This window comes from Paenibacillus whitsoniae (genome assembly GCF_003955665.1).
GTDB classification, from domain to species: domain Bacteria; phylum Bacillota; class Bacilli; order Paenibacillales; family NBRC-103111; genus Paenibacillus_E; species Paenibacillus_E whitsoniae.
Genome location: NZ_RXHU01000027.1, coordinates 115,231 through 138,838 on the forward strand (window position 1 = coordinate 115,231; position 23,608 = coordinate 138,838).

The following is a 23,608-nucleotide window of genomic DNA, read 5'->3' on the forward strand; positions in this document are numbered from 1 at the left end:
TTCGAAAGTCGGTTCGTTATCGCAGTAAAGTGCTGAAACGTTTCATTACTAAGTTTAAAACGAAATGGATGGAGCGTCAATGCAAACGTTTTGCATCGAACGCCCAGCCTCCGTCAGCTGAAAGTTATCCACAATTACCTTTTAGGGTTATCCGTGAATAACTTTGCATGAAGCGAAGCGTGAAAAAGCGCCGGTTCCCCTTGGAAACCAGGCGCTCTTTTCTGCTATTCCTTGTAGGCGGAATCGATCGCAACTGTTTGGCCGGCCCACACTTTCTGCGCTGTCCATGGCGCATCTTCGGCTTGCCAGAACGGATCGTTCTCGGGCAAGCCGAGCGGCAGGAACACGGCCGAGCACAAGTACAGGCTGCCTGTGGAAATGTAAGGCTCGCCGACCTCGGGCTGGTGGCCGCACAGGCCAATGCGCAGCCAGCCATTCTCGTCGAACGTGCCGGGCGCTTCAATCAGCCGGCGGATGACCGCGGTGAGCGCGCAGCGCACTTGCGCCGGCGCGACCTCCCGCGGCAGCTCGCCGCGCAGCGACGTTTGCGCGAGCGACTGGAACGCGCCGAAGCGATACGCGAGGGAGCGGCCGATCGGCGGGAACGTGCCCTCCGGCGAGATCATGCGCTCCTGCACCGCCGCGTAGCGCTGCGCTCTGGCGATGAGCTTCCCGCGCATCGCGCCCCACTCAGCATACTCGCCGCCAACCTGCTCGATGATGTCCACCAGCATCGGCTGGATCACGAAGGCATTGTAATAATCCGCGTGGTACTCGACTCCGTCTCCGTAAAGACCGTCGCCGAGGTACCACTGCTCATGCTGCCTCAGCGCGTAGTCGACGCGCATGTGGTCCCACTCTTCGCCCATGAGGCGAAGCGCTGTTTCTGTCATGGCTGCGAACAGCAGCCAGTTGTTGAAGCCGGGCTTGCGCGTCCGCGACGCTTTCAGCCCTTGCACGAGATTGCGCTGCACGCGCGGCTCGAGGCCGCGCCACAGCGCGTTCGGCGCACGCAGGATGGCGTGCGACAGAAAAGCCGTGTCCACGATCGGCTGAAAGCCCGTGGCGAAGTTCAAGAAATCCGGCGACTCCGGGTCTGTCGCCGCATCCATCGCGTCCTGCGCTAGTTTTACATAGCGCAGGCGCAGCTTTTCTTCCGCGGCATCGTGCGCGGGCTGCTCCAGCCATGGCGCAATGCCGACCAGCGTGCGGCCGAACGCCTCCAGATGCGTGTACAAGGCCTGCTCCTCTTTTTGGCACTCCACCGGCATGGTGGCACGGAGCTTGCGGTTCGCCAACGCTTCCAGCACGGGACCGGCAATTCGCTGCATCGTGGACAGCCAGTACCCACGAGTTTCGCTCAGCTTACTCATACCAGTACCCGTGTATGCCTTTTTCCAAACGAACGAGCGCTTCCAAGAAGTAGTAGTCGCCCCAAATCATATAATCGTCAGGCGCTGCGCCGCCGCGAACGCTGTATGAACCGCGTTCGATAAAGCCTTGCGCGTCTTTCGGGCTGGTGTAGGACTTGATCAGGCCTGTCATTGATTTTTGAATGCCTTCTTCCAAGAAAGCGCGGTCCGGGTCATCAGCAGCCAGGTGCTCCAAAATTTCTAGCGCCCCTGCGGATGCGATCGCGGATGCAGAGCTGTCGCGTTTGGTTTCTGCGTTGACCGGCGCGTTGAAATCCCAGTACACGACGTTGTCTTCCGGCAACCGCTCGAAGAAGTAGCGTGCCAAACGCTTCGCAGTTTCAAGGTAGAGCGGGTTTTTCGTGTAGCGGTAGGAAAGCGCAAAACCGTAGATGCCCCAAGATTGGCCGCGCGTCCATGTGGAACCGTCACTGTAGCCTTGATGTGTGCCGCCGCGCAGCGGTTCGCCGGTCTCTTGGTCGAAATAGAATGTATGATAGGAAGAATCGTCACCGCGCACCAGATAGCGGCGGCTGAGATCCGCATGAATTTCGGCAACTTCTCTATATTTCGGATCGCCGGTTACGTCGGAAGCCCAATATAGCAGCGGAAGATTCAGCAAGCAGTCGATAATAATGCGTCCGCCGTTATCCGGATGGCCCTCCGGTCCCCAAGCCTGAATATATTGGCCTTTCGGTCTCCAACGCTTCATCAGCACGTCCGCGGCTTGGATGGTCAACTGCTTCGCAGCCTCATCACGCTCAATAATCCATTGCGCTTTCGAGGATAACGAGTACAAGAAACCGATGTCATGATGCTCCAACGCCACATTGTTCTCAATTCTTTGTTTGAAGCTTGCCACGGTGCGTTCAGCAGCCGCTTTGAAAGCCGGATCGCCGGAATATTGGTAGCTCAGCCACAGAATGCCCGACCAGAAGCCGTCGGTCCACTCCGTATTCGGATTGAGCTGATAAGTATCGTTCTCACTGACGTGCGGGAACTGGTCGCCGAAACGTTCAATGTTCAATTTTGTTTTGTGCAGAGCTTCTTCAATCGCTTGTTTCCACATGGGTTAGGTCACTCCATTTACATGAATTTAGTTGTTTCCCGTTCGATAAAAGAGAGCGGAACCTCGAACTCGCGTTCCTCTGTACGCACATCCTGCTGCCCGAAGGCGTGCAGCAGCTTATTAATCGCGGTTCCCGCCTGCAGCGGATACGGAATGCTCCAGCTGGATATGGCAGGATAGCTGATCTCCGCCATAATGTCGTTGTTAATCCCGGTAATCTGAAGCTGTTCCGGGATGCGGATGCCCAGCTTGTTCGCAGCGGACACGACCTTCAATGCGACAACGTCATCGAAGGCGACGAGGCCGACTCGTTCCGAAGCGCCTGCCAGGCTGTCTCTCAAGATTACCTCGATATCGACTTCCCAGTTGTCGACAACTTGATATGGGATATCCCGGCCAAGCTGCGCGAGGCCGGCGTAAAAACCTTGCAGACGCTGCTCATTAATGACACTGGAGCGTTTGCTGCCTACATAAATCAGCGAATCGCAGCCTCGTTCCACGAGCAATGCGACGGAATCCCGGCACGCGCCGGCAAAACCGAGATTGACGGCGCCGACCGCAATATCCGCCGGCCAGCCCCAGCCGTTGATCATGACAAGCGGCGTCCCGTTATTGACCAAAGATCGCGTGGACTCCTGCCCCATCGCCAGACCGTGGCAGATCAGACCGTCGACTCGGCGCTGAAGCAGCACCTCAATATTTTTACGCTCAATTAGAGGGTTGAACCAGCCGGATGTGAACACTGACAAATGATACCCGGCATTGTAGGCTTCAAGCTGCAAATATTCCGCTAGGTTACCGTAGTATCCGCCGAATGAGGGAATTATGAGGCCGATTTCAAATGTTTTGCTGCGGCTCAGACCGGCGGCGACCGTGTTGCGGCGGTAGCCGAGCTGCTCGGCAGCCTGTTCGACTTTGCGGATCGTCTCTTGGGACGACCTGATTCCACCTCGATTCAACACATTGGAGACGGTGGCAATCGAGACGCCAGCGGCGGCGGCCACTTCTACAATAGTGACAGGTTTAGTTTTGCTCATGGATTCAACTCCGCTATTTTGTTAAACGTTTAACTTCCCTTTTAGCTTAATGTGAAACGTTTAACCTGTCAAGTCTTAAAATGTCGACAAAAAAAAATAAAACCAAATCGGTTTTCGCTACGTAGTACTATCCAAGCTTACATTCTTCATGACCAGGGAGGTTTCTTGCTTATGACAATGACACTTACATTCCGCTCCAACGTTTCGATCCGTGACGCGATCTCTGAGATCGTCTGGTATCTAAGGAAGAAGCGCAGAGCGTAAAACCGTGACGTGAAGCCCCTGCCAAATACGAACGCCCTTGATGTGCTGCTTTTGCACAATCAAGGGCGTTTCTCGTTCTTTTATAACGCGGCTCCAGAGCCGCCGTCGATATTCACCGACGTGCCGGTGACATAAGAAGCCGCATCCGAGACGAGGAACGTAATCACGTTCGCCGCCTCTTCCGTGTCCCCGATTCGGCCAAGCGGGATGTTATGCCGCGGCTCGCGGGCAAACTCGTCCCACGTCAGCTCGGGCGCGACGCGCTTCCACACCTTCTCGATCTGATCGCTGCGGATCAGCCCGATACCAACCGTGTTCACGCGAATGTTATCCTTCGCGAGATCCTTGCTCATGGCCTTCGTCAGCGCCATGCCTGCTGCGCGGCTGACTGTCGTCGGCAGGGAAGACGCCGCAGGCGTCTTGGCCGCCGAGGTCGTGATATTCACAATCGCGCCGCCGCCCGCCTGGCGCATATGCGGAACCGCATGGCGAGAGCAGAACACCGCTCCGAACAATTTCAAATCCAGATCCTGCTGCCACAGCTCCGTCTCCACCTGCTCAAACGGCTTCGCATTCGCCGTCCCGGCATTGTTGACCAAAATGTTCAGGCTGCCGAACTCCGCAACCGTTTGCTCCACAGCCCGCTGGCAATCCGCTTCGCTCGTAACATCCGCCCGAATCGCCAGCACCTCGCCTTCGGTCAAATTGGCAATCTGAATGGCCGCTTCTTCCAACTGCTCTTCATTCCGCGCAACAATCGCCACTTTGGCCCCTTCGCGCGACAATGCGATCGCCGTCGCAAGGCCGATGCCCCGGCTGCCTCCCGTAATTAATGCGACTTTCCCCTGTAATCCCAGCTCCATCGTACTCGCTCCCTCTTTCAACTGATTTCCGCCTAAAAAACGTTCTCTCAAAGCATACTCCATGCGCCCAACCATTTTCAAATGTGAAAAAAAGATCCCGTCTCCCCGCTAGGGAAGTCGAGATCTCGCTTTTCTACTGATTCAAGTATACCGCTTTGCCCGTACGAGCCGATTCATAAATCGCTTCAAGAATTTGCGAGACGACAAACGCTTGCTCCGGCGTGACGACCGGCTCTGTATCCGTGTCAATCGCATTGATCCAGGCGCGCATTTCAGCGTCGGCCGCGCTTTCCGTTTTGCCGTCGTAGAAAGCAACGCCGCCTGCGTTCAATTCCACTTCCGTCGTATACAGACGGCTGTGCTTCTCGCCGTTGAGACGCAGTCCGCCTTTCATATCGGCGCCGCCTTCCGTACCGCTGAGCGAGCATTTCGCCTCATCGACTTCCAGTGTGTTCAGCGCCCAGCTGGATTCCAGCATGATGGTTGCGCCATTTTCCATGACGATCATACCGAAAGCGGAATCTTCCACGGTAAATTTGCTTGGATCCCAAGGTCCCCAGGCATTGGCAGCGTTTTCGGTAGAAGACAGCTCATGGTATTTCGTGCCAAGTACAACCTTCGGCTTGTAGTTGTCCATCATCCAGAGTGTAAGATCAAGCGCGTGCGTGCCGATATCGATCAGCGGTCCGCCGCCTTGCTTCTCTTCATCCAGGAATACGCCCCATGTCGGCACCGCGCGTCGGCGAATGGCATGCGCTTTCGCGAAGTAAATGTGGCCAAGCCCTCCTTCAGCACAAATGCTTTTCAAATGCTGGCTATCCGGACGGAACCGGTTGTTGTAGCCGACAGTGAGCTTTTTGCCTGTACGTTTGGCCGCTTCCACCATGGCCTGCGCTTCGGCAGCCGTCTTCGCCATCGGCTTCTCGCACATCACATGCTTGCCGGCTTCCAGTGCAGCGATAGAAATTTCAGCGTGAGAAATGTTGGGTGTCAGGACGTGGACAATATCGATGCTCGCGTCCTTTAGCACATCGCGATAATCTTCGCAGACAGCAGCGCCTTCAACGCCATATTGCGCTGCAGCCTTCTCCGCTCGTTCGGGAACGATATCGCAAAACGCGACCAGCTCTACATTGTTTAATTTCGCAAGGCTTGGCAGATGCTTGCCGTTTGCAATACCTCCGCAGCCGATAATGCCAATACGATACTTACGTGACATGAGGATACCTCCAGCTTGGTATAAGATAGTTATCTAATATAAAGACATCTGTCCTTAATGTAGCATAGGTAATCGCTCAATTTTAGTGTGAGTTTCGGACAGATTCAGTCAGATATCACGACACGCATCACAAAGGAAAAAGCCAGAGAGCCCTTTCCGGCCCTCCAGCTGTGTGTACCGCTAATCATGAGACAACTTCCGTTTGGCTTCCTCCAAATATCCCCGATACAGCTCCGCCCGATCTGGCTGTTCTTCCACTAACGCCTCATAATAACGGGCGACCTTCTGAAAATAGTGTGAATGCGTATCCTCCGCCGGCACGAGCCGGTACGGCTCCCAGCGGTATGTATCGACCCGGAAAGCCTGCCCCTGCTCCCGCAGCCATATCGCCAGCTCGCATACACCGTCCTGCACGCCTCTCGTCGGCATATCCTCGACTTCCAGGTGATGATACGTCGTGCCGTGCGGAATCAGCCGTTGGAACCCTGTCTCCGTCCAGGAAACAATGTCCAGCTCCGCCGCCGAGCCGTCGTCCCGCTGCCAACCGATGATGAGGTCGCAGCCCTCCTTGCGGGAAACCGGTGCCGCGATAAAATCGCGCAGCCCCTGCCGCCTGCCTGTCGCCGCCGAACCGATCGGAAACCAATTGCCGCCATATTCTTTTAAGGAAAATAAATAAGTGCCGTCCAAATAGCGATACAACGCCGTAATTTCCGGCTGCCCGTCGCGGTCCACGTCGCCGTACAGGATTGCCGCGGGGGCCCCATCCTGAAGCAGCGTGACGATTTCCGCCTCCTCGGGAATGCAGCTGCGGACGAGCGCAATAAAGTCAATCGATGCCTGACTCATGGTATCCCTCTTTTCGCCTCAGTTTCTCACCAGAGTATATGCAAAAAGGAACTTGGCCCATGAGCCGAATCTCCGCGCTCTTGTCCGTCTAGGCGCTGCCGCGCTGGTACGATTCCAGCAGGTGATCGCACTGAATGAAGCGCACGGTGCGAGTATGCGCGCGCATGATGACGGAATGCGTCTGCGCCCGCGCTTCCTTGCTGAACTTCACGCCTTGCAGAAAATCCCCCGGCGTGACGCCCGTTGCGGCGAAGTAAATATCCGCTTCGCCGACCAGCTCTTTTAGGCCGAGCACCTTGGCCGGATCGGCAATCCCCATCGCCCGGCAGCGAGCGAGCTCGCTTTCGCCATCCGGCAGCAGTCGGCCCTGAAAGTCGCCGCCCAGGCACTTGAGCGCTGCCGCCGCCAGTACGCCTTCCGGCGCACCGCCGGAGCCGACGTGCAGGTCGACGCCTGTGCCGGGAAAGGCCGTCGCCAGCGCCCCGGCGACATCGCCGTCGCTGAGCAGGTAGATTTTGACCCCAAGCTCGCGCAGGGTGCTGATTTGCGTAAGATGGCGCGCGCGATCGAGAATGGAGACCGTCAGCTCGCTGATGTCCTTATTCAGCCAAGCGGCTGCTTTACGAATCGTCATATCGAGCGGGTCGTCCAAGTGAAGGCCCGCCTGGGCAAGCGCCGGTCCGACGGCCAACTTCTCCATGTACATGTCCGGAGCATGGAGCAGATTCCCTTTTTCCGAGACAGCGACAACAGACAACGCATTATTGCGGCCGCTCGCTACAATGTCCGTCCCCTCCAGCGGATCGACCGCCACATCGAATTCCGGTCCCGTGCCGCTGCCGACGGATTCTCCGATGTACAGCATCGGCGCCTCATCCATTTCACCCTCGCCAATCACGACCGTGCCGCGAAAAGGCACCTCGCCAAACGTAGTCCGCATCGCGGAAGTCGCAGCCCCGTCAGCCTGATGCTTGTTGCCCTTCCCGGTCCAGTATGCCGAAGCGATCGCAGCCGCCTCCGTCACCCTCACAATATCCAACGACAAATCTCTCAGCATGGGCTCCACTCCCTTTTATTTTTATCGATACCTAGTATCGGTCCGCCAGAATAATCCCTGCGGTCTCTTCAATGGCCTTCTCACTGACATCTACCGTCATGCATCCCAATTTCTTGTATAATTCGTGCGCGAACGCCAGCTCCTCCTCTATTCGCGCCATCGTGGCGTACTTGGCCCCGAACGGAAGTCCGACCGCTTTGAGTCTCTCCGTTCGAATCGCCATCAGCTTGTCAGGATGCATCGTCAGTCCCACAAGCTTTTTCGGATCCAGCTCAAACAAAATATCCGGCGGCTTCACCTCAGGCACGAGGGGGTAGTTCGACACTTTGTAGCCTTTATGCGCCAAATACATGCTCAGCGGCGTCTTGGACGTGCGCGAAGGCCCGATCAGGACGATATGCGACTGCTTCATCAGGCTCGGGTCTTTGCCGTCATCGCTGTTCACCGTGAACTCTACAGCTTCCACGCGTTGGTAATACTTTTCATCCAGCTGATATAAAAGCCCAACCTTGCGGCTCGGCGAATCTTTGAACGTATCGATAAATGCCTGCATCATCGGCCCCATAATATCAATCGCGTTGACATTCAGCCGAAACGCTTCCTGCCGCATCATCTCACGCAGCTCCGGCAGCACCAGCGTATACGCGATAAAACCGCCTGCACGCGCCGCTTCCTCTACGATGTGCCGAACTTCATCCTCGGTGCGGATGGAACCGAATCTTTTCACAACAACCTTACTTGCGCTGAATTGCCGAATCGTAGCTTGGACGACCGTATTGGCCGTTTCACCCACGGAATCCGAACAAACAAAAATCGTTTTCTCCCCCATACCTCTTCCCCCTGATTACGTTCCCAGTGCTACGTCCAGCAGCAATTTGGTCATTGTTGTTTTGGTAATTCGCCCTGCGACTTCGTTATGCTCCTGCCCGGGAACGCTTGTCACAACCGGCAGCGTATCCACTTCGTGGTGGATGAGCTTGCGCGCCGCCTCGAGCACGCTGTCTTCCGGACCGACGGTGAACAAATTCGGATGCCTGGTCATAACCATGGATACCGGCATTGCGTTTGCGGCCGTCTGCCCCAAAGATACTTTCAGCAAATCCTTGCGGGAAACGATCCCTACAAGTGCTCCTTCCTGATTCACAATGAGGAGGCTCCCCACATTCTCAAGGAATAGCGTAACGATGGCATCGCTGACCGTCCCCGTTTCCCGCATAACGACCGGAATGTTCATGACGTCCTTCACTTTCAGCGTCTCGATCGCTTTGTATGGCGACTGCCCCTGATGCTCCGCTGTCCCCAGGAAGTAGCCGACCTTCGGTTTGGCATCGATATGACGCAGCATCACCAACACCGCAAGGTCAGAGCGAATCGTCGGCCGGCTCACCCCCAGCAGTTCGGCAATCCGGTCCCCCGTAATCGGTGCGAATTTGGCCACAAGCTCGATAATTTCTCTTTGACGTGCTGTTAACTCGATTGAGGCTCCCTCCTTCCTGCAAAAGAACGTCCTAATCCCTATATAGTATGTTCTATTAATTATATATTGTACATTATATATGCTGTTTCAAAAATAATAAAGGTTTTATATCCCATAAAAATAAAAAAACCTTTCACCCGACTACACATCGGATTCCAGGTTGTATTCAAAAAGGCGATGCCGATGACCGCCATCAGCGCACCCCCAAATCTCGCGAGCCGATAGCCCGCCATGGCGGAATTGTTGACGCCGACACCACCAGGTGCCGCCCCGCAACCGTGAGCAGCACCGGCTATCTCCTCGTCCGTCAGCCATTTTCGTTTCACCGATAGTATGACAATACCCAGCAGACCCTATTGCGATCGGTAACGATGGCTAGCAGCCCGTTGAAGGGTGCCTCATACACAGCCGTATTGATGGTTCCTTCGTCAGCAAGTTTCCCGTAAATGTGCCGGTATGCTTCTTCAGTTTCAATTCGCAAAAATACTCTGACATAATCACCTTGCTGTACTGGCTTAGCCGCCTGCACATCCGCAAACTTCAAAACCATGCTTCCCACGTGGAGATCCGCATTAAACACGGTCTCACCTTGCCTACGCAGAATGTGGACTTCACCGCCAAAAATACGCTGATAATATAAAATCTCATCTTTGCAATTGTCCAGGACGATAAAAGGAACTGCTTCCATCAGAGAATACCTCCTCAAAATTAACGTTATTTGTCATCCGCTTCCGTGAGGTTTGTCAAAACCGTATCCAACAGCCGGATCAGCAGGTCGTACTCGCTGTCGGAGATGCCTTTGCGCGTCTTCGCCTTCACGCGATTGAGCGCTTCCTGAACTTTCGGGACAACGTCGACGCCGGCTTCCGTCAAATACAGCAGATGATAGCGATTGTCGAGCGGATCTGGCTCTCTTCTCACATAACCCTCTGATTCCAGCTTTGCAATGGCTTTGGCCGTGGTCGTTTTGTCGATGTACAGCTTCTCGCACAGCGCCTTTTGCGTGATGGACTGTCCGGAAGCAATCGCCATCAGAAAGATATACTGACCGCTGCCGATCCGATATGGCGCCAGTTCGGTCGAAATGATGACCTGCATATGCCGGTAGATTGCAGAGATGTACTGACCGTGCGAAGCTTCGGTACGCTGATCCCTGCTCCAATGGTGATTCACAAGAGCGGCCTCCTCTCTCCCGTTCAAATAAGGTGTTATTGCAACTAATTTCATCATACGCTAAATAGGATGTTATTGCAACTATTTTTTAAAAAAAAGCTACTCCTCTTGTTCTGATATGCTCACTTTGCTCACTTTGCTCGCTTCTACGCTGCTCGTCCACTTGCTTTCTCGTTCCTCCACTACACCCCCTTTTACTCTGACACACTCCTTCTGCCCTGCTCAATCCCCATTCGCACGATTCTCCGCAGACCAACTGTAAAAACTACAACAAATTCGGAGAAAAAGGGGCGTACCGCTCGAAATCCTGCATTTTGTACAGGTATTTTTTGAGTAACCCAACATGTAATCACTTTCAATTGAGTATTCACGAAAATTACCTGCACTTTTTGCAGGATCCTCGGCAAATCGAGCCTAAACGTGGAAATTACCTGTACTTTCTGCAAGATGTTCGGCAGACTTGACGAGGCGATACTTCCTTACAAACTTAACCCGTCTTTCCCACAATTCCCACCTACCTCCGTCACCCATGCCGCAACTCTCCGTCTACTGTGTTGAACAATCCATCCCCAATCGACTCACGCCCTCCCAGAACAAAAGAAAAAGCCTCCGCCTCAGCGGAGCCCTAACTTCCCGGCAGCATTCGTCTGCCGCCGTCGCATCGCCACATTCGTCACATACACGCCGGCGACAATCAGCGCAGCGCCTACAAAATGGTACACGTGCAACGACTCGCCCGTAAACGATATCGCAAACAGCGCGCTGAACAGCGGGATAAAATTGAGAAATCCCGCGCAGCGCTGCGGCCCGATCAACTCAATCGCCCGGTTCCAGCTCATGAATGCGACTAGCGAGGCGAATACGCCGACGTACACGAGTCCGGCTGCGAGCGGCCAGCTCCAACCGATGACGGCATCCCGCACCTGCAGCTCGACGATAGACAAAGGAATCAGCACAAGCATCGCAATGGCGATCTGCACGAGCAGAAAGGCGCTGGCCGGGAAGCGTCCCGACATCTTTTTCATACCGACGGAGTATAGCGCCCAGCACAGAACCGCCGCAAGCATATACAAATCTCCGCGATTGATTCTGAGATGAACGAGGTCCATCAGCCTGCCCTGCGTGATCATCCAACCGACCCCGAGCATCGAGATAAGAATGCCCGGCAGCGCGCCCCAGGCAAATTGATCCTTCATCACGAACCATGTAATCAGTACGATGAAGATCGGCGTTGCAGAGTTCATCAGCGAAGCGTTGATGGAGCCGGTATACTGAACCGCGACGTAGGTTAAGGAGTTGAAGCCGGCTACGCCCGTCAAGGCGAGAAACAACACCATTTTCCAGGAAACGAGCAGCTCTCGCCGATGCCGCCAGGCCTCTTTCCCGACGAATGGCGCCAAGATGACAAAAGCGATGCCCCAGCGGAACGCAGCCAGCGTAATCGGCGGCATGTGTGCGACAAGACCTTTGCCGGCGACGAAGTTACCGCCCCAAATGCAAGTTGCGAGCAGCAGCAGGATATAAGGTAAACGAACTTTCATGCGGATCTCCTTTTCAGTGCGCACGCGAGACGAACGCAAACTTTATGGCACCATCATACCGCCGATCGCCGTGGTTGGGAAGCCTTTTACCGTTCCGAAAGAAAATGCTCGTAAACGACATGGCCATAACAGCCAAGCGGTATCAGCTCAGTAAGGTAAGCGTGCATGGTCATCTTTTCCGCGTCATCCAGTGGATACAGGCCCTGATACGTAAAATAAATGATGCTCTCCGCCTCGTCGTAACGCTTGAACGTCAATTGTCCATAAGGGTAGAGGCTATTGATCGCCTCCAAAATCTGAATCTGGTTCAAGCTCTTCTTCAACGCCGCTTGCGTCACGACATCCGGCAGTTCGGGCAGCAGCGGCACCTGGTCCGCACGCAATTCCCCATACGCTTTGACCAGAAAGGTCGTGTAGGGGTACAAGTAAGCGTTTGCATATTTTTCCAGCCTGAGATGGTCATGTTTGGATAGTTCGAGCTCGTCAGTCCATGCATAAATCGTCGCCTTATGCTTACTAGAAGTATGAATTCGGATGTACCTTAAATGGGGGAAGCGCGCTTTCACCAGTTGCTCGGACCGTAACCTTGTTCCCATCAGGATCACCTCTTTCCGAAAGCTCTCTGCTAATAGCATATGCTTGCGAAGATCTAGTTGCCGATGTGGTGAAAAAAAACAGCTGCCCTTTTACGACGAAAAGGCAGCTGTTCGGTGACATATTATTGTGGGACTGGCAGGCCGAGTCCTTCCGCAATTCGGGTGCCGTACTCCGGGTCCGCTTTGTAAAAGTGGCCGATTTGCCGAATTTTGATCTCATCGCGCTCGACCGGCTTCATCGCCGCGACAATCGTCTGCACAAGCCGTTCCCGTTCCTCTTCGCTGAGCAGCCGGTACAAATCCCCCGCCTGCGTATAATGATCGTTATGATCATACGCCACACTGTCCGCTTGGCCGGTTACGTCCAGCGGCGCCGGCTTATCCGCCGGGGACTCCGCCGGCCCGCCGAAGCTGTTCGGCTCGTAGTAGACGGAGCCGCCGCCGTTGCTGTCCGGGCGCATTTGCCCGTCGCGCTGGTACGTGTTCACCTCGCTGTGCGGCCGATTGATCGGCAGCGCGTGATGGTTGGCGCCGACGCGATAGCGGTGGGCGTCGCTGTAGGCGAAGAGCCGGCCCTGCAGCATTTTGTCCGGCGACGGCTCGATGCCAGGGACGAGCGTGCCCGGCGAGAACGTCGCTTGCTCAACCTCCGCAAAATAATTATCCGGATTGCGATCCAGCACCATACGCCCGACTTCGATCAGCGGATAATCTTTTTGCGACCAGACTTTGGTCACATCGAACGGATCGAAGCGGTATGTATTCGCGTCTTCCAGCGGCATGATTTGCACACACACCTTCCAAGCCGGGAAATCGCCGCTTTCGATCGCGTTAAACAAATCCTCCGTATGGTAATCGGGATTCTCGGCAGCAAGCTGAGCCGCGAGCGAAGGGGACAAATTTTGCACCCCTTGCTCAGTTTTAAAATGATACTTCACCCACACCGCCTTCCCTTCGGCGTTCACCCATTTGAACGTATGGCTGCCGAAGCCGTGCATATGCCGGTACGTCGCCGGAATGCCGCGATCCGACATGAGGATCGTCACCTGATGCAGCGATTCGGGCGAGAGCGACCAGAAATCCCAGATCGCGTTCGGATTTTTGAGGTGCGTCTGCGGGTGCCGCTTCTGTGTATGAATAAAATCGGGGAATTTGATCGCATCCCGAATAAAAAACACAGGCGTGTTGTTGCCTACCAGATCATAATTCCCTTCATCCGTATAAAATTTGACCGCAAATCCGCGCGGATCGCGCACGGTATCCGCCGAACCGCTTTCTCCCGCAACGGTGGAGAACCGAACAAAGAGCGGCGTCCGCTTGCCAACCTCGGCGAATAGACTCGCTTTTGTATACGCTGTCAAGTCCTGCGTCACTTCAAAATAACCGTGCGCGCCCGCCCCTTTGGCGTGGACGACCCGCTCCGGCACGCGTTCGCGATTGAAATGGGCCAGCTTTTCCAATAAATGAACATCTTGAATGAGCGTCGGTCCCCGAGCGCCTGCCGTCTGCGAGTTCTGGTTGTCGCCTACCGGCGCGCCCCAGCCTGTCGTCAACTTTTTCCGGTCTGAACTCATCTCCGTATCACCCTGCCTCTTCCTCTTCTGAGTAGAATCCCTCTTCTACTCTATTCGGAGGGAGAGGCAGATATGATGTTTGCCGCCGCGTACAGGCCTAATCTGTGCCTGCTTGAAAAGACATTCCCTGTGCCTGAAGCGCCGCCCGCAGCGCGCCCATCGCCTTCGGCCCCATGCCGTGCAGCTGCAGAAGCTCGGCTTCGGTCTTCTCGCTAAGCTGCGCGAGCCGCGTGATCCCTGCTCCCGCCAATGCTCGGCGGGCTGGGCTGGCCAAGCCTTTTATCTGTTCAAAATCATTGGATGGTGCCTGCTTCATTGCGGCCACGCTCCTTTTCATGCGCCAGGAGGTCTTACACCCCGGCGCGAATCAATTTATACAACGCCTGCGTGCCGCTGTCGCCTTCGCCTTGCGACGCAAGCCGGTCGTAGAGCGACTTCGCGAGCGTCAGACCCGGCAGCTCCAAGCCCATTTCCGCAGCGGACTCCAGGGCAATGCGCATATCCTTAATGAAATGCTTGATATAGAAGCCCGGAGCAAAATCCCCGCCGATCATACGCGGGCCGAGATTGCTTAAGGACCAGCTGCCGGCGGCGCCGGTTTCAATGCTTTTCAGCACAGTCTGCGGGTCCAATCCAGCCCGCTCTGCGTACACGAGCGCTTCAACGACGCCCATCATATTGCTCGCAATCGCAATCTGGTTGCACATTTTCGTATGCTGACCGGCTCCGGCCGCGCCTTGATGGACGATGTTCTTGCCAATGTACTGGAACAACGGCAGCATGCGCTCGAACACCTTGCGGTCGCCGCCGACCATGATCGACAGCCGGGCTTCTCGGGCGCCAATGTCGCCGCCGGACACCGGCGCATCGAGCGCGAATAGTCCGCGCTGCTGCGCTTCGTCATAAATGCGCTTCGCCAGCATTGGAGAAGACGTCGTCATATCGACGAGCGTTGCGCCCGCTTGGGCTCTCGCCAGGATACCCTGTTCGCCGAAATACACTTCTTCGACGTCGCTCGGGAAACCGACCATCGTAATGACGATCTGGCTGTGTGCCGCAACCCCGCCCGGCGTGTCTTGCCATACGGCACCCTGCGCGATCAGCGGGTCCGCTTTGCTTTTCGTCCGATTATATACATAAACGGCATAGCCGTTTTTCAAAAAATGCCCCGCCATGCTCTGCCCCATCACACCGACGCCGATCATGCCGATGACGGGTTTACTTTCATTAACTTGTTCTTTCACTGCCCAATCCACCTCTCAACTTACCTGATCAATTACGTGCTTATCTTTAACTTATCATCCGGGGCGAATCCGGTCAAACTCAGGCATGCGGCTTCATATCCCCACACAGCCAATCAGTTGGTCAGTACATGGTGGACCAGCATTTTGCGAGCCATCGTCGTCGTGTGATCTTGTTTCTGCAGCAGGACAAAATCCCGGTCAAATCGGTACCCCTCAATCCCAATTTCGCAGAGTTCTCCGGACAGTAATTCCTTCTGAATTGTCAAGCGAGATAAAATAGCGACCCCCAGCCCCGCCGCTACCGCCTCCTTCACGCCCTGCGTGCTGTTAAATACAAAATGTTTGCCCAACGCCATCCCGGCATCCGCAAAAAAACGGTCGCTGACCGCCCGCGTTCCAGAGCCACGTTCTCTGACAATCCAGACATGGCGCTGCAGCTGATCCGGCGTCACCGTTCGAAAAGCCCTAAGCGCATGATCCGGGGATACGATCAGCACCAATTCGTCGTTCTGAAAAGACACCGCCTGCAGCTCCGCTTGCGCAACCTCACCTTCCACCAGTCCCAAATCCAAATCGTTCGCGACAATGGCTCGATTGATCTCTTCCGTATTGCCTATCGTCACCTGAACGTCCACTTTCGGATATTCGCGAATATATCCGGCGAGCAAGCGCGGAAGCAAGTACTCCCCAATTGTAAAGCTGGCACCGATTTTAAGTGTCCCTGTCACCTCATCCTGAAGCAGGCGGATTTCTTGTCGTGCTTCCTCGTAAAGGGAGAGAATTTGCTTCGCATGCCTGTAAAGAATTTCTCCTGCCGCGGTCAGCTTGACGTGCTTGGGCGATCGATGCATAAGTTTGGTGCCAAGCTCATTCTCCAGATTGCGGATGTGCAGGCTCACGCCAGGCTGGGAAAGGTTCATCAGCTCAGCTGCTCTGGAGAAATTGCTTTGCTCCGCGACAGTTGCAAATACACGCAATGTTTCTACAATCATGCAGCTCCTCCTGAATGCTGGTAGTATTTATTGTATTTTATTTTCTTTTTATAATTTGCGTCAATCATAAGTTTCTTAAATGATTATCATCGTTTATTCGTATTTCACTTCCCATTTGCACCGCTTTATAGTGAGGTTATAACGAACAACACATCGGGGAGTGAAGCGAAATGGCACAAGTTCGTGCAATACCGGTTATGACAAACAAGGGATTCATCCGAGGAGTAGGTTTAACGCTTGTAATCGCGATTGCAGCTAAAATCTTATCGACACTGCCGCTGCTTAGCATCATGGGGCAGCTTGTCCTTGCGATTGTGCTTGGCATGCTTTGGCGAAGTACGCGCGGTGTGGGGGCGCATGCTGGATCGGGGATTGCTTTCTCCAGCACAGCTTTGCTGCGATCCGGCATTATTCTGCTCGGCGTGCGTTTGAATCTCGCTGACATCGTGCGAGCCGGTCCTAAAGTGCTGCTGCTCGCCGTGATCACGATTATATTTGCTTTGTTCGTCGTCTACAGGCTGGCCCGGCTTTTCAATGTCGAGAACAAGCTCGGCTTGCTAACCGCCTGCGGCACTGCGATTTGCGGCGCCGCCGCCATTGCAGCGATTTCGCCACAGCTGAAAGCAGGTGATGACGAAACCGCCATAAGCGCTGCGACGGTTGCGATCCTGGGCACGATTTTCACGCTAATATACACGCTCCTGTACCCGGTGCTCGGCCTAAGCCAGGCTGGATACGGCGTATTTGCAGGCGCTACCCTGCATGAAATCGCCCATGTTATCGCGGCCGCCGCGCCGATCGGCAAAGAAGCCGTCGATCTGGCGGTTATTGTGAAACTGACTCGTGTTGCGCTGCTTGTTCCTGTCGCCATTGTAATCGGGCTTTGGACCCATCGTTCCAAGAATCAAGGGGAATCGGAGCCTAACACCCCTAGAACGATTCCAATCCCTTGGTTTATCGTCGGCTTCTTCCTTATGAGCGCAGTTAATTCGCTGCATCTCATTCCCGCCGCCTTTGCGGCCCACATGCTCTTCGCGGCGTATTTGCTTATTGCCATGGCCATGGCGGGGCTGGGCTTAAAAGTCGATTTGCACACCTTCCGCCGTCTGGGGATGAAGCCTTTCGCCGCCGGATTGATCGGCTCCATCCTTCTAGCCGTGCTTGATTTTCTTCTTGTTCATGCTTTTAAGCTGACCTGATCGCAGCGGAACACGCAAAAAGCCGAACGTCAGCAAGACGCCCGGCTTTTCTTGTCAAATTCTTAAATCCCTTGGAACGTAAACGCGTAGCTGTAGCTGCGGTTCGCGAACAGCGTGAATTCGGGGTGCGTCCGCGCGCCCCAGCTGTCGTCGCCGCCGACGCCCATTTGCTTGTCGTTGACGCGCAGCACGATTTTATCGCTTGTCGGCAGCAGATGCGGATGCGAATGCGCCTCCAGCTCGGACGGTGCGTACGGCAGCGCATTCAGCTCGACCTTCGGCAATCCGGCGATCCGGATGCCGCGGCCTTCGCTATTCGTGAGCGTCGCCCAGCGCACGTCCGTTTTGTTGCCGCATTCCTGCGGTCGCAGGTACGGCACGAATTGCTCTGCGACCGTGCCGCGGTGCAGCGCGATTTTGGCGCCGACCGCACGGTCCCAGTAGTTCTCGTGCGGCCCGCGGCCGTACCAGGCGAGCTGACCGAATGCAGCGTCCAGCTCGAACATCAGGCCGACTTCCGGAATTTCCGGAAGTCCTTCGCCCGGTGTGAGGTCGAGTCGCACTTCGACCTCGCCGGAAGACCGCACCGTGTATACCACGTTTGCTTCAGATACAGGCGTCGTCGCGATTTCATAGCGGACGCGCACTTCCGCACTGCCGTTCACACCGGCGTCCGCCGTGAAAGAGAGCAGCTTGCGGTCGCGGCCCGCGTGCTGCCAAGTCGCGCAGCGAGTATGATGCCCGTTGCCGCGGTCATTGTCCGTGTAAGCGCGCCAGAAGTTCGGCACCGGCCCTTTGGTGAAGCGCTCCAGGCCGTCGACCGCATAAGACGTCAAATCGCCGGTCGCTGCGTCGAAGGCCAGCGAGAAATGGCCCCCTTGCAGCAGCAGCGCCGATTCCGTCCCCTGAATGCTTACAGGAGCCGGGGCAGTAGCGGAGACCGCCGTCTCTTGACGAGCGGCGTGGGATGCCGTCAAAGCCGCTTCATACCGGTTCGACGCAGACAGAACGAATTGCTCCCAGGCAATTTCATGCCCTTGCTTGCCCCAAGCCGTCGCATCAGCCAATTGCAAGCTTAGCGTCAACACGAATTCATCTTTCGGAGATTCAGCCAACAGCGACGGAAGGTTCAGCTCCACAACCGCGCTTTCACCAGGTGCGATCGACATGGCCGGGAACGCTCCGTTAGCCGCGAACGGTTCGCCGTCTCGCGTAATTTCCCACGTCCAGGCGTACTCATCCAGGTTGGTGAACAGGAAGTTGTTCGTCACCTTAACTTGCCCTTTTGCGAGATCGATGCGTTCGATTTTCACGTTTTGGTAGCATTTTTTCACTTCATACAGCTTAGGCGAAACAGAGCGATCGGCAAAAATCAGCCCGTTGCCACAGAAGTTTCCATCATTGGGCGTATCGCCGAAGTCGCCGCCGTAGGCCATGTACGTTACGCCGTCCGGCGTTGTCGTACGGATCGACTGATCGATCCAGTCCCAAATGAAGCCGCCCTGCAGCACCGGATATTTCTCGAACAGTTCCCAATATTTGATGAGGTTGCCGCACGAGTTCCCCATCGCATGGCTGTATTCGCACAGAATAAATGGCTTCTTCGGCTTATTGCGGGCATAAGCCTCGACTTGTTCAATCTTGGTATACATCTGGCTTTCTATATCCGAAGCCGCATCCGACTTACGCCAATGGAAGACGCCCTCATAATGAACAACGCGAGAGGGGTCGGACTCCCGTAGAAAATCGTGCATTTTAATGAAATTGTCCCCGCCTAATGACTCGTTGCCGAGCGACCAAATGACGATGGACGGGTGATTCTTATCCCGCTGCAGCATGGAGTTCGCCCGATCGAGCACAGCGCCGGTCCATTCCGGTTTGCTGCCCGGCACGGTAATGCCTTCCTCTTCCTGCCCATACGACCAGGAGCCGTGCGTTTCCAGATTCGTCTCGTCAATGACGTACAAGCCATATTCGTCGCACAATTCGTACCAGTATGGATTGTTCGGATAGTGCGATGTGCGCACCGCGTTGATGTTGTATTTTTTCATCAGCTCAATATCTTGCACCATGCTCGCCTTATCGACCGAACGACCGCGATCCATATCGAATTCGTGGCGATTCACGCCTTTGAACATAATCGGCTGTCCGTTAATGCGCATCAGCCCATCTGCGATTTCAAACTTGCGGAAACCGACCTTGCAGCTCTCCGTCTCAAGCAAGCGCCCTTCTCCATCCCGCAGGAAGAAAACTAGCGTATACAAGTTTGGTTTTTCCGCGCTCCATTTGGCCGGGCTTTCTACTTTCGCAGTTAGCTCCAACTGCTGCTGTTCGCTGCCTGTAACATCTACGTTCCCCTGCAGCGACGTGACTTTACGGCCGGCGCCATCGTACAGCATCGCTTCCACTTGGCGCTCGCCTGCCGACAAGCCGTCATAGTTGGTTACTTTCGCATCAATGCGCAGCACCGCATGTTCATAATTCTCATCCAAATCCGTATTCACAAAGAAATCGGCAAGATGCGTCGCAGGTGTCGAATACACATACACATCGCGGAAAATCCCGCTCATGCGCCAGAAATCCTGATCCTCCAACCAGCTTGCATCGCTCCAACGGTACACTTCCACTGCAAGCTTGTTCATGCCTTCAACCAGGTATGGCGTCAAATCGAAATTCGCCGGCGTAAACGAATCCTGGCTGAAACCGACGAAGTCGCCGTTCAACCACACGTAAAAAGCGGACTCTACCCCTTGAAAGCTGATGTAGACCGGCTCATTCTCCCAGCTTGCAGGCACCGTGAAGCTGGTCACATAGGACCCTACCGGGTTATAGTTCACCGGTGCAAACGGCGGCTTCAAATCCTCATGGCCGACCCATGGATAAATCAAGTTCGTATACTGCGGATAATCGAATCCCTGCAGCTGCCAATGCGAAGGCACCTCAATGTCCTTCCACCCGCTGCAATCGTAGCCCTGCTGATAGAAGCTTTGCGGCCTACCCTGTGCATTCTCCGCGAAGTGAAACTTCCATGTGCCGTTCAAAGATTGATAGCGGCGCGAAGCTTCTCGAACGCCAGCCAACGCTTCTTCTTCCGTATCGTAAGGCATCAACGTGGCATGCGCAGCCATGCGGTTCAGTTGGAAAATCTCTGGATTGTTGTTCCATTCGGGATACCCGTTCACAGGAGGTGTATATACAAATTTCTTCGCCATATCGTCAATTCCTCACTTTGCTTGTTAATTGCATATTTTGCGCCAATACCCTTATTGTACAAGACCGCATTTTCAAATAATATATAAGATACGACGCATTTCATATCAAAAAATGAAAGTGATGATGGCACCACATGACTCTGGATTACCGCAAATTTTTCGTGATTACCGGCAGTGACCGCAAGCTTCCTTTAATTCTGGAAACGATCGGTTTTGAAAACCATCAGCAAGTCATGGCGCGAGAGGAGGGTTACCCTTGCTTTCATTGGCTCCAGACTGTGAAAGGCACCGGCGAACTCCAGCTGAAAAGCGGCACCGTCAAGCTCGGCGAAAATCAAGGCATGCTCCTGCCCGCAGGCGTCCCCCACGTATACAACGTTCCGGAGATGACATGGTCGACATGGTATTTAACGTTTGACGGGGCGCTTGCCGCCTCCATCGTCATGGCGCTCGAGCTGCCGCTCTCCACGCCGATATCCTGGGGCGCCGATTCGCCGCTGGCCTCCATTCACGACTACTATTATGACAAATACCATGACAGCCACGATTTCACCGGCACCAGCGGCTCACTGGAAGTGTACCAATTCCTGACGCTGCTTAAAAAACACGGCTATGTCAACCGGAGCGCCTCGATTTCCCAAAATCACGAACGGCTGCTGCCCCTGCTGCAAGCCTTGGAACACACCTATGCGCTGCCCGAAACCGGACTCGCCTGGATGTCCGAGCGGCTCGGCGTCTCCCCACAGCACATGAACACCTTATTTCGCCGTGCGTTCGGGCTCTCCCCGTATCAATATCTTCTCCAGCTGCGCCTGCAAAAATCGAAAGAAATGCTCATCGCGCAGCCCGGCCTCACGATTCGGGACATCGCCGAACGTACAGGTTTTCTTGACTCGTCGCATTTCATCTCCACCTTCCGCAAGTCAGTCGGCTTGACACCGGATTTGTTTAGAAGCCAGTACAGCAAATGAGGGTTGCCTCTTGCCCTTGCGGCCACCAAAAAAGGCGCACACACCGCTCTCGCAATGTGCACGCCTTTCTTATAAAACCGCTTATTTATACTTCTGAATGAAGGCAATCGCCTTCGCTATGTCCGCCTCCGGCTGGTCGCCTACTTCCCGCTCAATCGTCAAGTAGCCTTTATAACCGATGTCCTGCAGTGCTGCAAAGTACCGGTCAAAATCGACACCGCCCTCGCCAAGCGCCAGCTCGCGGTACGAACTGCCAGCCGCGGCTTCCTCCGCGATCGCCTCATGACTCATCGGCTTGTAGCCGAGCGCGCCGTACACCTCGCGCGGGTCGACTTCGCGCAGGCGAATGCCGTCCTTCACATGCGTATGAACAATGTAATCGCGTAAGGTGTAAACCCCCTGCACCGGATCGTCTCCAGTCACCATGACCATGTTCGCCGGGTCAAAATTGACGGACACGCCTTTGGTGGATAAGTTGTCCAAGAAGCTTTTCAAATGCGCCGCCGTTTCCGGTCCCGTTTCCACCGCAAAGAATGCACCTAGCTTGCTCGCGTACACGCCAAGCTCCTCGCATGCTTCGAGCATCGTCTGATAGACCCCGTCGCTCTTCTCCTGGGGCACGACGCCAATGTGCGTCGTCACGACGTTCGTGCCGAGTTCGACCGCAAGATCGAGAATGCGCTTCGACTTCTCGACTTTCGCTGCATTCGCTTCCCGATCCTGAAAGCCGTGGCCGCCGAGATCTCCGCACAGCGCCGAAATATGCAGTCCGAGCGATTCGATATACGCTTTCAGCTCTTTGCGCGCCTGCGGCGTCAAGTTGGCTGGATCCATCTCGCCGGAAACCGCATAAATTTGAACGCCGTCAGCGCCCATATCCTTGGCTTTGCGCAAGCCATCGCGCAGGCCAAGCTTCAAACTGTCTACCATAATGCCGATTGGATTCGAAATCATCGCACTCTCTCCTTTTCCACTGTGAAAATTAGCCAAGTTCAGCCCAGATTCTGCGAATATTGTCCAGCCCGATGCGCGTGCCCGTTCTGCATTCTTCCATGCCTTCGAACTCAAGCGAGATGTAACCCTCGTACCCGGAGTCTTTCACCAAACGCAGCACATCCGTCATCGGAATGTCCCCGTGGCCGGCGATAGCACCGCGCAGGTAGGTGCCATGCGTAGAGCGGAACCAGCCTTCACCGAGCGGACTGCCCGCAGGGCGAACGTAGAAATCCTTCACGTGCACGATGGACGCGAACGGCAAATTGTTTTGCACCGCACCCACAGGCGGTTCATCGACGCACAGGAAATTGCCGATATCGAGCGTCGTCTTAAAATTGTCGCGAGCTACCGCATGAATCAGCGCCTGCACGCGATCGCTGTGCTGAATGAAAAACCCGTGATTCTCCACAGAGGTCACGATGCCATACTGCTGCGCGTAATCCGCGATCTGGCGGCAAGCCGAAGCCAGTTTCGGCAGCACCGCGTTGAAATTGCGGATGGATAAGTCTTCGCTGCGAGCGACGTCGTGCCGCATTTTCTTGACGCCTAACCGGGCGGCGATGTCGACTTCGTTTTTAACCCGCTCGATTTCCCCCAGATACGCCTCTTCCGTGTCAGTCAGGAAATTCGCGCCGATCGCATAGTTCGATATATCAAGCCCCCGCGAAGCCGCCTTCTCGCGAATCTGCTCTGGCAGCTCGGGATTGCCGATTAAATCAAAGCCAAGCGGAACGATCTCAATATGCTCGCCGCCTTGGTCTGCGATCCAGTCGATGACGTCCATGATCGTCATTTGCCCTGATTTTAACGCTTGAAATAAACTGTATGAGCTAACGCCAAGCTTCATGCGAAACTCTCCTTTT

Annotated in this window: 23 protein-coding genes; 2 read left to right on the top strand and 21 right to left on the bottom strand. The window is 55.0% G+C overall.

What is annotated here, in order from left to right; all coding sequences use genetic code 11:
- Positions 1 to 224: 224 nt before the first annotated feature.
- The 18 genes from EJQ19_RS11035 to EJQ19_RS11120 form a co-directional block, all read right to left on the bottom strand.
- Positions 225 to 1,373, bottom strand: coding sequence for a DUF2264 domain-containing protein (locus EJQ19_RS11035; RefSeq protein ID WP_206438401.1), 1,149 nt, complete (start codon positions 1,371 to 1,373; stop codon positions 225 to 227).
- The gene (locus EJQ19_RS11040) at positions 1,366 to 2,481 is read right to left on the bottom strand and encodes a glycoside hydrolase family 88 protein (protein WP_126141266.1); all 1,116 of its coding nucleotides are present in this window, start codon (positions 2,479 to 2,481) and stop codon (positions 1,366 to 1,368) included. Before EJQ19_RS11040 ends, EJQ19_RS11035 begins: the two co-directional genes overlap by 8 nt.
- Before the next feature lie 17 nt (positions 2,482 to 2,498).
- Positions 2,499 to 3,518: a LacI family DNA-binding transcriptional regulator gene (locus EJQ19_RS11045; protein ID WP_126141267.1), complete on the bottom strand. Its 1,020-nt coding sequence runs from the start codon at positions 3,516 to 3,518 to the stop codon at positions 2,499 to 2,501.
- Between the two features lie 344 nt (positions 3,519 to 3,862).
- Positions 3,863 to 4,645, bottom strand: a complete 783-nt coding sequence (locus EJQ19_RS11050) for an SDR family NAD(P)-dependent oxidoreductase (RefSeq protein WP_126141268.1) — start codon at positions 4,643 to 4,645, stop codon at positions 3,863 to 3,865.
- Between the two features lie 133 nt (positions 4,646 to 4,778).
- Entirely contained in the window at positions 4,779 to 5,864 is a 1,086-nt protein-coding gene (locus EJQ19_RS11055) for a Gfo/Idh/MocA family protein (protein WP_126141269.1), read from the bottom strand.
- A gap of 180 nt (positions 5,865 to 6,044) precedes the next feature.
- Complete coding sequence (locus tag EJQ19_RS11060; protein ID WP_126141270.1) at positions 6,045 to 6,713, bottom strand: hypothetical protein; 669 nt, start codon at positions 6,711 to 6,713, stop codon at positions 6,045 to 6,047.
- An 88-nt stretch (positions 6,714 to 6,801) separates the two neighbouring features.
- The gene (gene glpX / locus EJQ19_RS11065; RefSeq protein ID WP_126141271.1) at positions 6,802 to 7,770 is read right to left on the bottom strand and encodes a class II fructose-bisphosphatase; all 969 of its coding nucleotides are present in this window, start codon (positions 7,768 to 7,770) and stop codon (positions 6,802 to 6,804) included.
- Positions 7,771 to 7,801: 31 nt separating this feature from the next.
- Positions 7,802 to 8,599, bottom strand: coding sequence for a pyruvate, water dikinase regulatory protein (locus EJQ19_RS11070; RefSeq protein ID WP_126141272.1), 798 nt, complete (start codon positions 8,597 to 8,599; stop codon positions 7,802 to 7,804).
- Between the two features lie 15 nt (positions 8,600 to 8,614).
- Complete coding sequence (locus EJQ19_RS11075) at positions 8,615 to 9,283, bottom strand: CBS domain-containing protein (RefSeq protein WP_126141273.1); 669 nt, start codon at positions 9,281 to 9,283, stop codon at positions 8,615 to 8,617.
- 23 nt (positions 9,284 to 9,306) lie between these two features.
- A complete protein-coding gene (locus EJQ19_RS11080; protein ID WP_126141274.1) occupies positions 9,307 to 9,573 on the bottom strand; it encodes a chromate transporter in 267 nt (88 codons plus the stop codon).
- Positions 9,570 to 9,935 (bottom strand): VOC family protein, encoded by a 366-nt coding sequence (locus tag EJQ19_RS11085; RefSeq protein ID WP_126141275.1) that lies wholly within the window; start codon positions 9,933 to 9,935, stop codon positions 9,570 to 9,572. The genes EJQ19_RS11080 and EJQ19_RS11085 overlap by 4 nt, the downstream gene beginning before the upstream one ends.
- Positions 9,936 to 9,961: 26 nt before the next feature.
- Entirely contained in the window at positions 9,962 to 10,420 is a 459-nt protein-coding gene (locus EJQ19_RS11090; RefSeq protein WP_241242844.1) for a MarR family winged helix-turn-helix transcriptional regulator, read from the bottom strand.
- A 614-nt stretch (positions 10,421 to 11,034) separates the two neighbouring features.
- The gene (locus tag EJQ19_RS11095; RefSeq protein ID WP_241242845.1) at positions 11,035 to 11,961 is read right to left on the bottom strand and encodes a DMT family transporter; all 927 of its coding nucleotides are present in this window, start codon (positions 11,959 to 11,961) and stop codon (positions 11,035 to 11,037) included.
- Positions 11,962 to 12,047: 86 nt separating this feature from the next.
- Positions 12,048 to 12,557 carry a hypothetical protein gene (locus EJQ19_RS11100; RefSeq protein ID WP_126141276.1) on the bottom strand — a complete coding sequence of 170 codons (510 nt, stop codon included), beginning with the start codon at positions 12,555 to 12,557 and terminating at the stop codon, positions 12,048 to 12,050.
- 122 nt (positions 12,558 to 12,679) lie between these two features.
- Complete coding sequence (katA, locus tag EJQ19_RS11105) at positions 12,680 to 14,131, bottom strand: catalase KatA (RefSeq protein WP_126141277.1); 1,452 nt, start codon at positions 14,129 to 14,131, stop codon at positions 12,680 to 12,682.
- A gap of 97 nt (positions 14,132 to 14,228) precedes the next feature.
- A complete protein-coding gene (locus EJQ19_RS11110; protein ID WP_126141278.1) occupies positions 14,229 to 14,447 on the bottom strand; it encodes a helix-hairpin-helix domain-containing protein in 219 nt (72 codons plus the stop codon).
- A gap of 34 nt (positions 14,448 to 14,481) precedes the next feature.
- Positions 14,482 to 15,336 (bottom strand): NAD(P)-dependent oxidoreductase, encoded by an 855-nt coding sequence (locus EJQ19_RS11115; RefSeq protein WP_126141307.1) that lies wholly within the window; start codon positions 15,334 to 15,336, stop codon positions 14,482 to 14,484.
- A gap of 152 nt (positions 15,337 to 15,488) precedes the next feature.
- On the bottom strand, positions 15,489 to 16,367 hold the full coding sequence (locus EJQ19_RS11120; protein ID WP_126141279.1) for a LysR family transcriptional regulator: 879 nt from the start codon (positions 16,365 to 16,367) through the stop codon (positions 15,489 to 15,491).
- A 170-nt stretch (positions 16,368 to 16,537) separates the two neighbouring features.
- Here EJQ19_RS11120 and EJQ19_RS11125 point away from each other — a divergent pair, with 170 nt between their 5' ends.
- Positions 16,538 to 17,566, top strand: coding sequence for a YeiH family protein (locus tag EJQ19_RS11125; protein ID WP_126141280.1), 1,029 nt, complete (start codon positions 16,538 to 16,540; stop codon positions 17,564 to 17,566).
- A gap of 62 nt (positions 17,567 to 17,628) precedes the next feature.
- On the opposite strand, the gene lacZ is transcribed toward EJQ19_RS11125, so the two are convergent.
- Positions 17,629 to 20,778 (bottom strand): beta-galactosidase, LacZ type, encoded by a 3,150-nt coding sequence (lacZ, locus tag EJQ19_RS11130; RefSeq protein ID WP_126141281.1) that lies wholly within the window; start codon positions 20,776 to 20,778, stop codon positions 17,629 to 17,631.
- Between the two features lie 134 nt (positions 20,779 to 20,912).
- Between lacZ and EJQ19_RS11135 the strand changes: the two genes are divergently transcribed.
- On the top strand, positions 20,913 to 21,749 hold the full coding sequence (locus EJQ19_RS11135; RefSeq protein ID WP_126141282.1) for an AraC family transcriptional regulator: 837 nt from the start codon (positions 20,913 to 20,915) through the stop codon (positions 21,747 to 21,749).
- 81 nt (positions 21,750 to 21,830) lie between these two features.
- Here the strand turns inward: EJQ19_RS11135 and EJQ19_RS11140 are convergent, their stop codons facing one another.
- Positions 21,831 to 22,703, bottom strand: coding sequence for a sugar phosphate isomerase/epimerase family protein (locus tag EJQ19_RS11140; RefSeq protein ID WP_126141283.1), 873 nt, complete (start codon positions 22,701 to 22,703; stop codon positions 21,831 to 21,833).
- Between the two features lie 28 nt (positions 22,704 to 22,731).
- A complete protein-coding gene (locus EJQ19_RS11145) occupies positions 22,732 to 23,592 on the bottom strand; it encodes a sugar phosphate isomerase/epimerase family protein (protein WP_126141284.1) in 861 nt (286 codons plus the stop codon).
- Positions 23,593 to 23,608: the final 16 nt, after the last annotated feature.

Bases quoted from the DNA above. Each gene is read 5' to 3' on its own strand.
- EJQ19_RS11110 (WP_126141278.1), bottom strand. From the start codon at position 14,447: ATGAAGCAGGCACCATCCAATGATTTTGAACAGATAAAAGGCTTGGCC.
- glpX (WP_126141271.1), bottom strand. From the start codon at position 7,770: ATGCTGAGAGATTTGTCGTTGGATATTGTGAGGGTGACGGAGGCGGCT.
- lacZ (WP_126141281.1), bottom strand. From the start codon at position 20,778: ATGGCGAAGAAATTTGTATATACACCTCCTGTGAACGGGTATCCCGAA.
- EJQ19_RS11120 (WP_126141279.1), bottom strand. From the start codon at position 16,367: ATGATTGTAGAAACATTGCGTGTATTTGCAACTGTCGCGGAGCAAAGC.
- katA (WP_126141277.1), bottom strand. From the start codon at position 14,131: ATGAGTTCAGACCGGAAAAAGTTGACGACAGGCTGGGGCGCGCCGGTA.
- EJQ19_RS11115 (WP_126141307.1), bottom strand. From the start codon at position 15,336: ATGATCGGCGTCGGTGTGATGGGGCAGAGCATGGCGGGGCATTTTTTG.
- EJQ19_RS11095 (WP_241242845.1), bottom strand. From the start codon at position 11,961: ATGAAAGTTCGTTTACCTTATATCCTGCTGCTGCTCGCAACTTGCATT.
- EJQ19_RS11145 (WP_126141284.1), bottom strand. From the start codon at position 23,592: ATGAAGCTTGGCGTTAGCTCATACAGTTTATTTCAAGCGTTAAAATCA.
- EJQ19_RS11140 (WP_126141283.1), bottom strand. From the start codon at position 22,703: ATGATTTCGAATCCAATCGGCATTATGGTAGACAGTTTGAAGCTTGGC.
- EJQ19_RS11085 (WP_126141275.1), bottom strand. From the start codon at position 9,935: ATGGAAGCAGTTCCTTTTATCGTCCTGGACAATTGCAAAGATGAGATT.
- EJQ19_RS11125 (WP_126141280.1), top strand. From the start codon at position 16,538: ATGGCACAAGTTCGTGCAATACCGGTTATGACAAACAAGGGATTCATC.
- EJQ19_RS11050 (WP_126141268.1), bottom strand. From the start codon at position 4,645: ATGGAGCTGGGATTACAGGGGAAAGTCGCATTAATTACGGGAGGCAGC.
- EJQ19_RS11100 (WP_126141276.1), bottom strand. From the start codon at position 12,557: ATGGGAACAAGGTTACGGTCCGAGCAACTGGTGAAAGCGCGCTTCCCC.
- EJQ19_RS11070 (WP_126141272.1), bottom strand. From the start codon at position 8,599: ATGGGGGAGAAAACGATTTTTGTTTGTTCGGATTCCGTGGGTGAAACG.
- EJQ19_RS11055 (WP_126141269.1), bottom strand. From the start codon at position 5,864: ATGTCACGTAAGTATCGTATTGGCATTATCGGCTGCGGAGGTATTGCA.
- EJQ19_RS11045 (WP_126141267.1), bottom strand. From the start codon at position 3,518: ATGAGCAAAACTAAACCTGTCACTATTGTAGAAGTGGCCGCCGCCGCT.
- EJQ19_RS11135 (WP_126141282.1), top strand. From the start codon at position 20,913: ATGACTCTGGATTACCGCAAATTTTTCGTGATTACCGGCAGTGACCGC.
- EJQ19_RS11060 (WP_126141270.1), bottom strand. From the start codon at position 6,713: ATGAGTCAGGCATCGATTGACTTTATTGCGCTCGTCCGCAGCTGCATT.
- EJQ19_RS11040 (WP_126141266.1), bottom strand. From the start codon at position 2,481: ATGTGGAAACAAGCGATTGAAGAAGCTCTGCACAAAACAAAATTGAAC.
- EJQ19_RS11035 (WP_206438401.1), bottom strand. From the start codon at position 1,373: ATGAGTAAGCTGAGCGAAACTCGTGGGTACTGGCTGTCCACGATGCAG.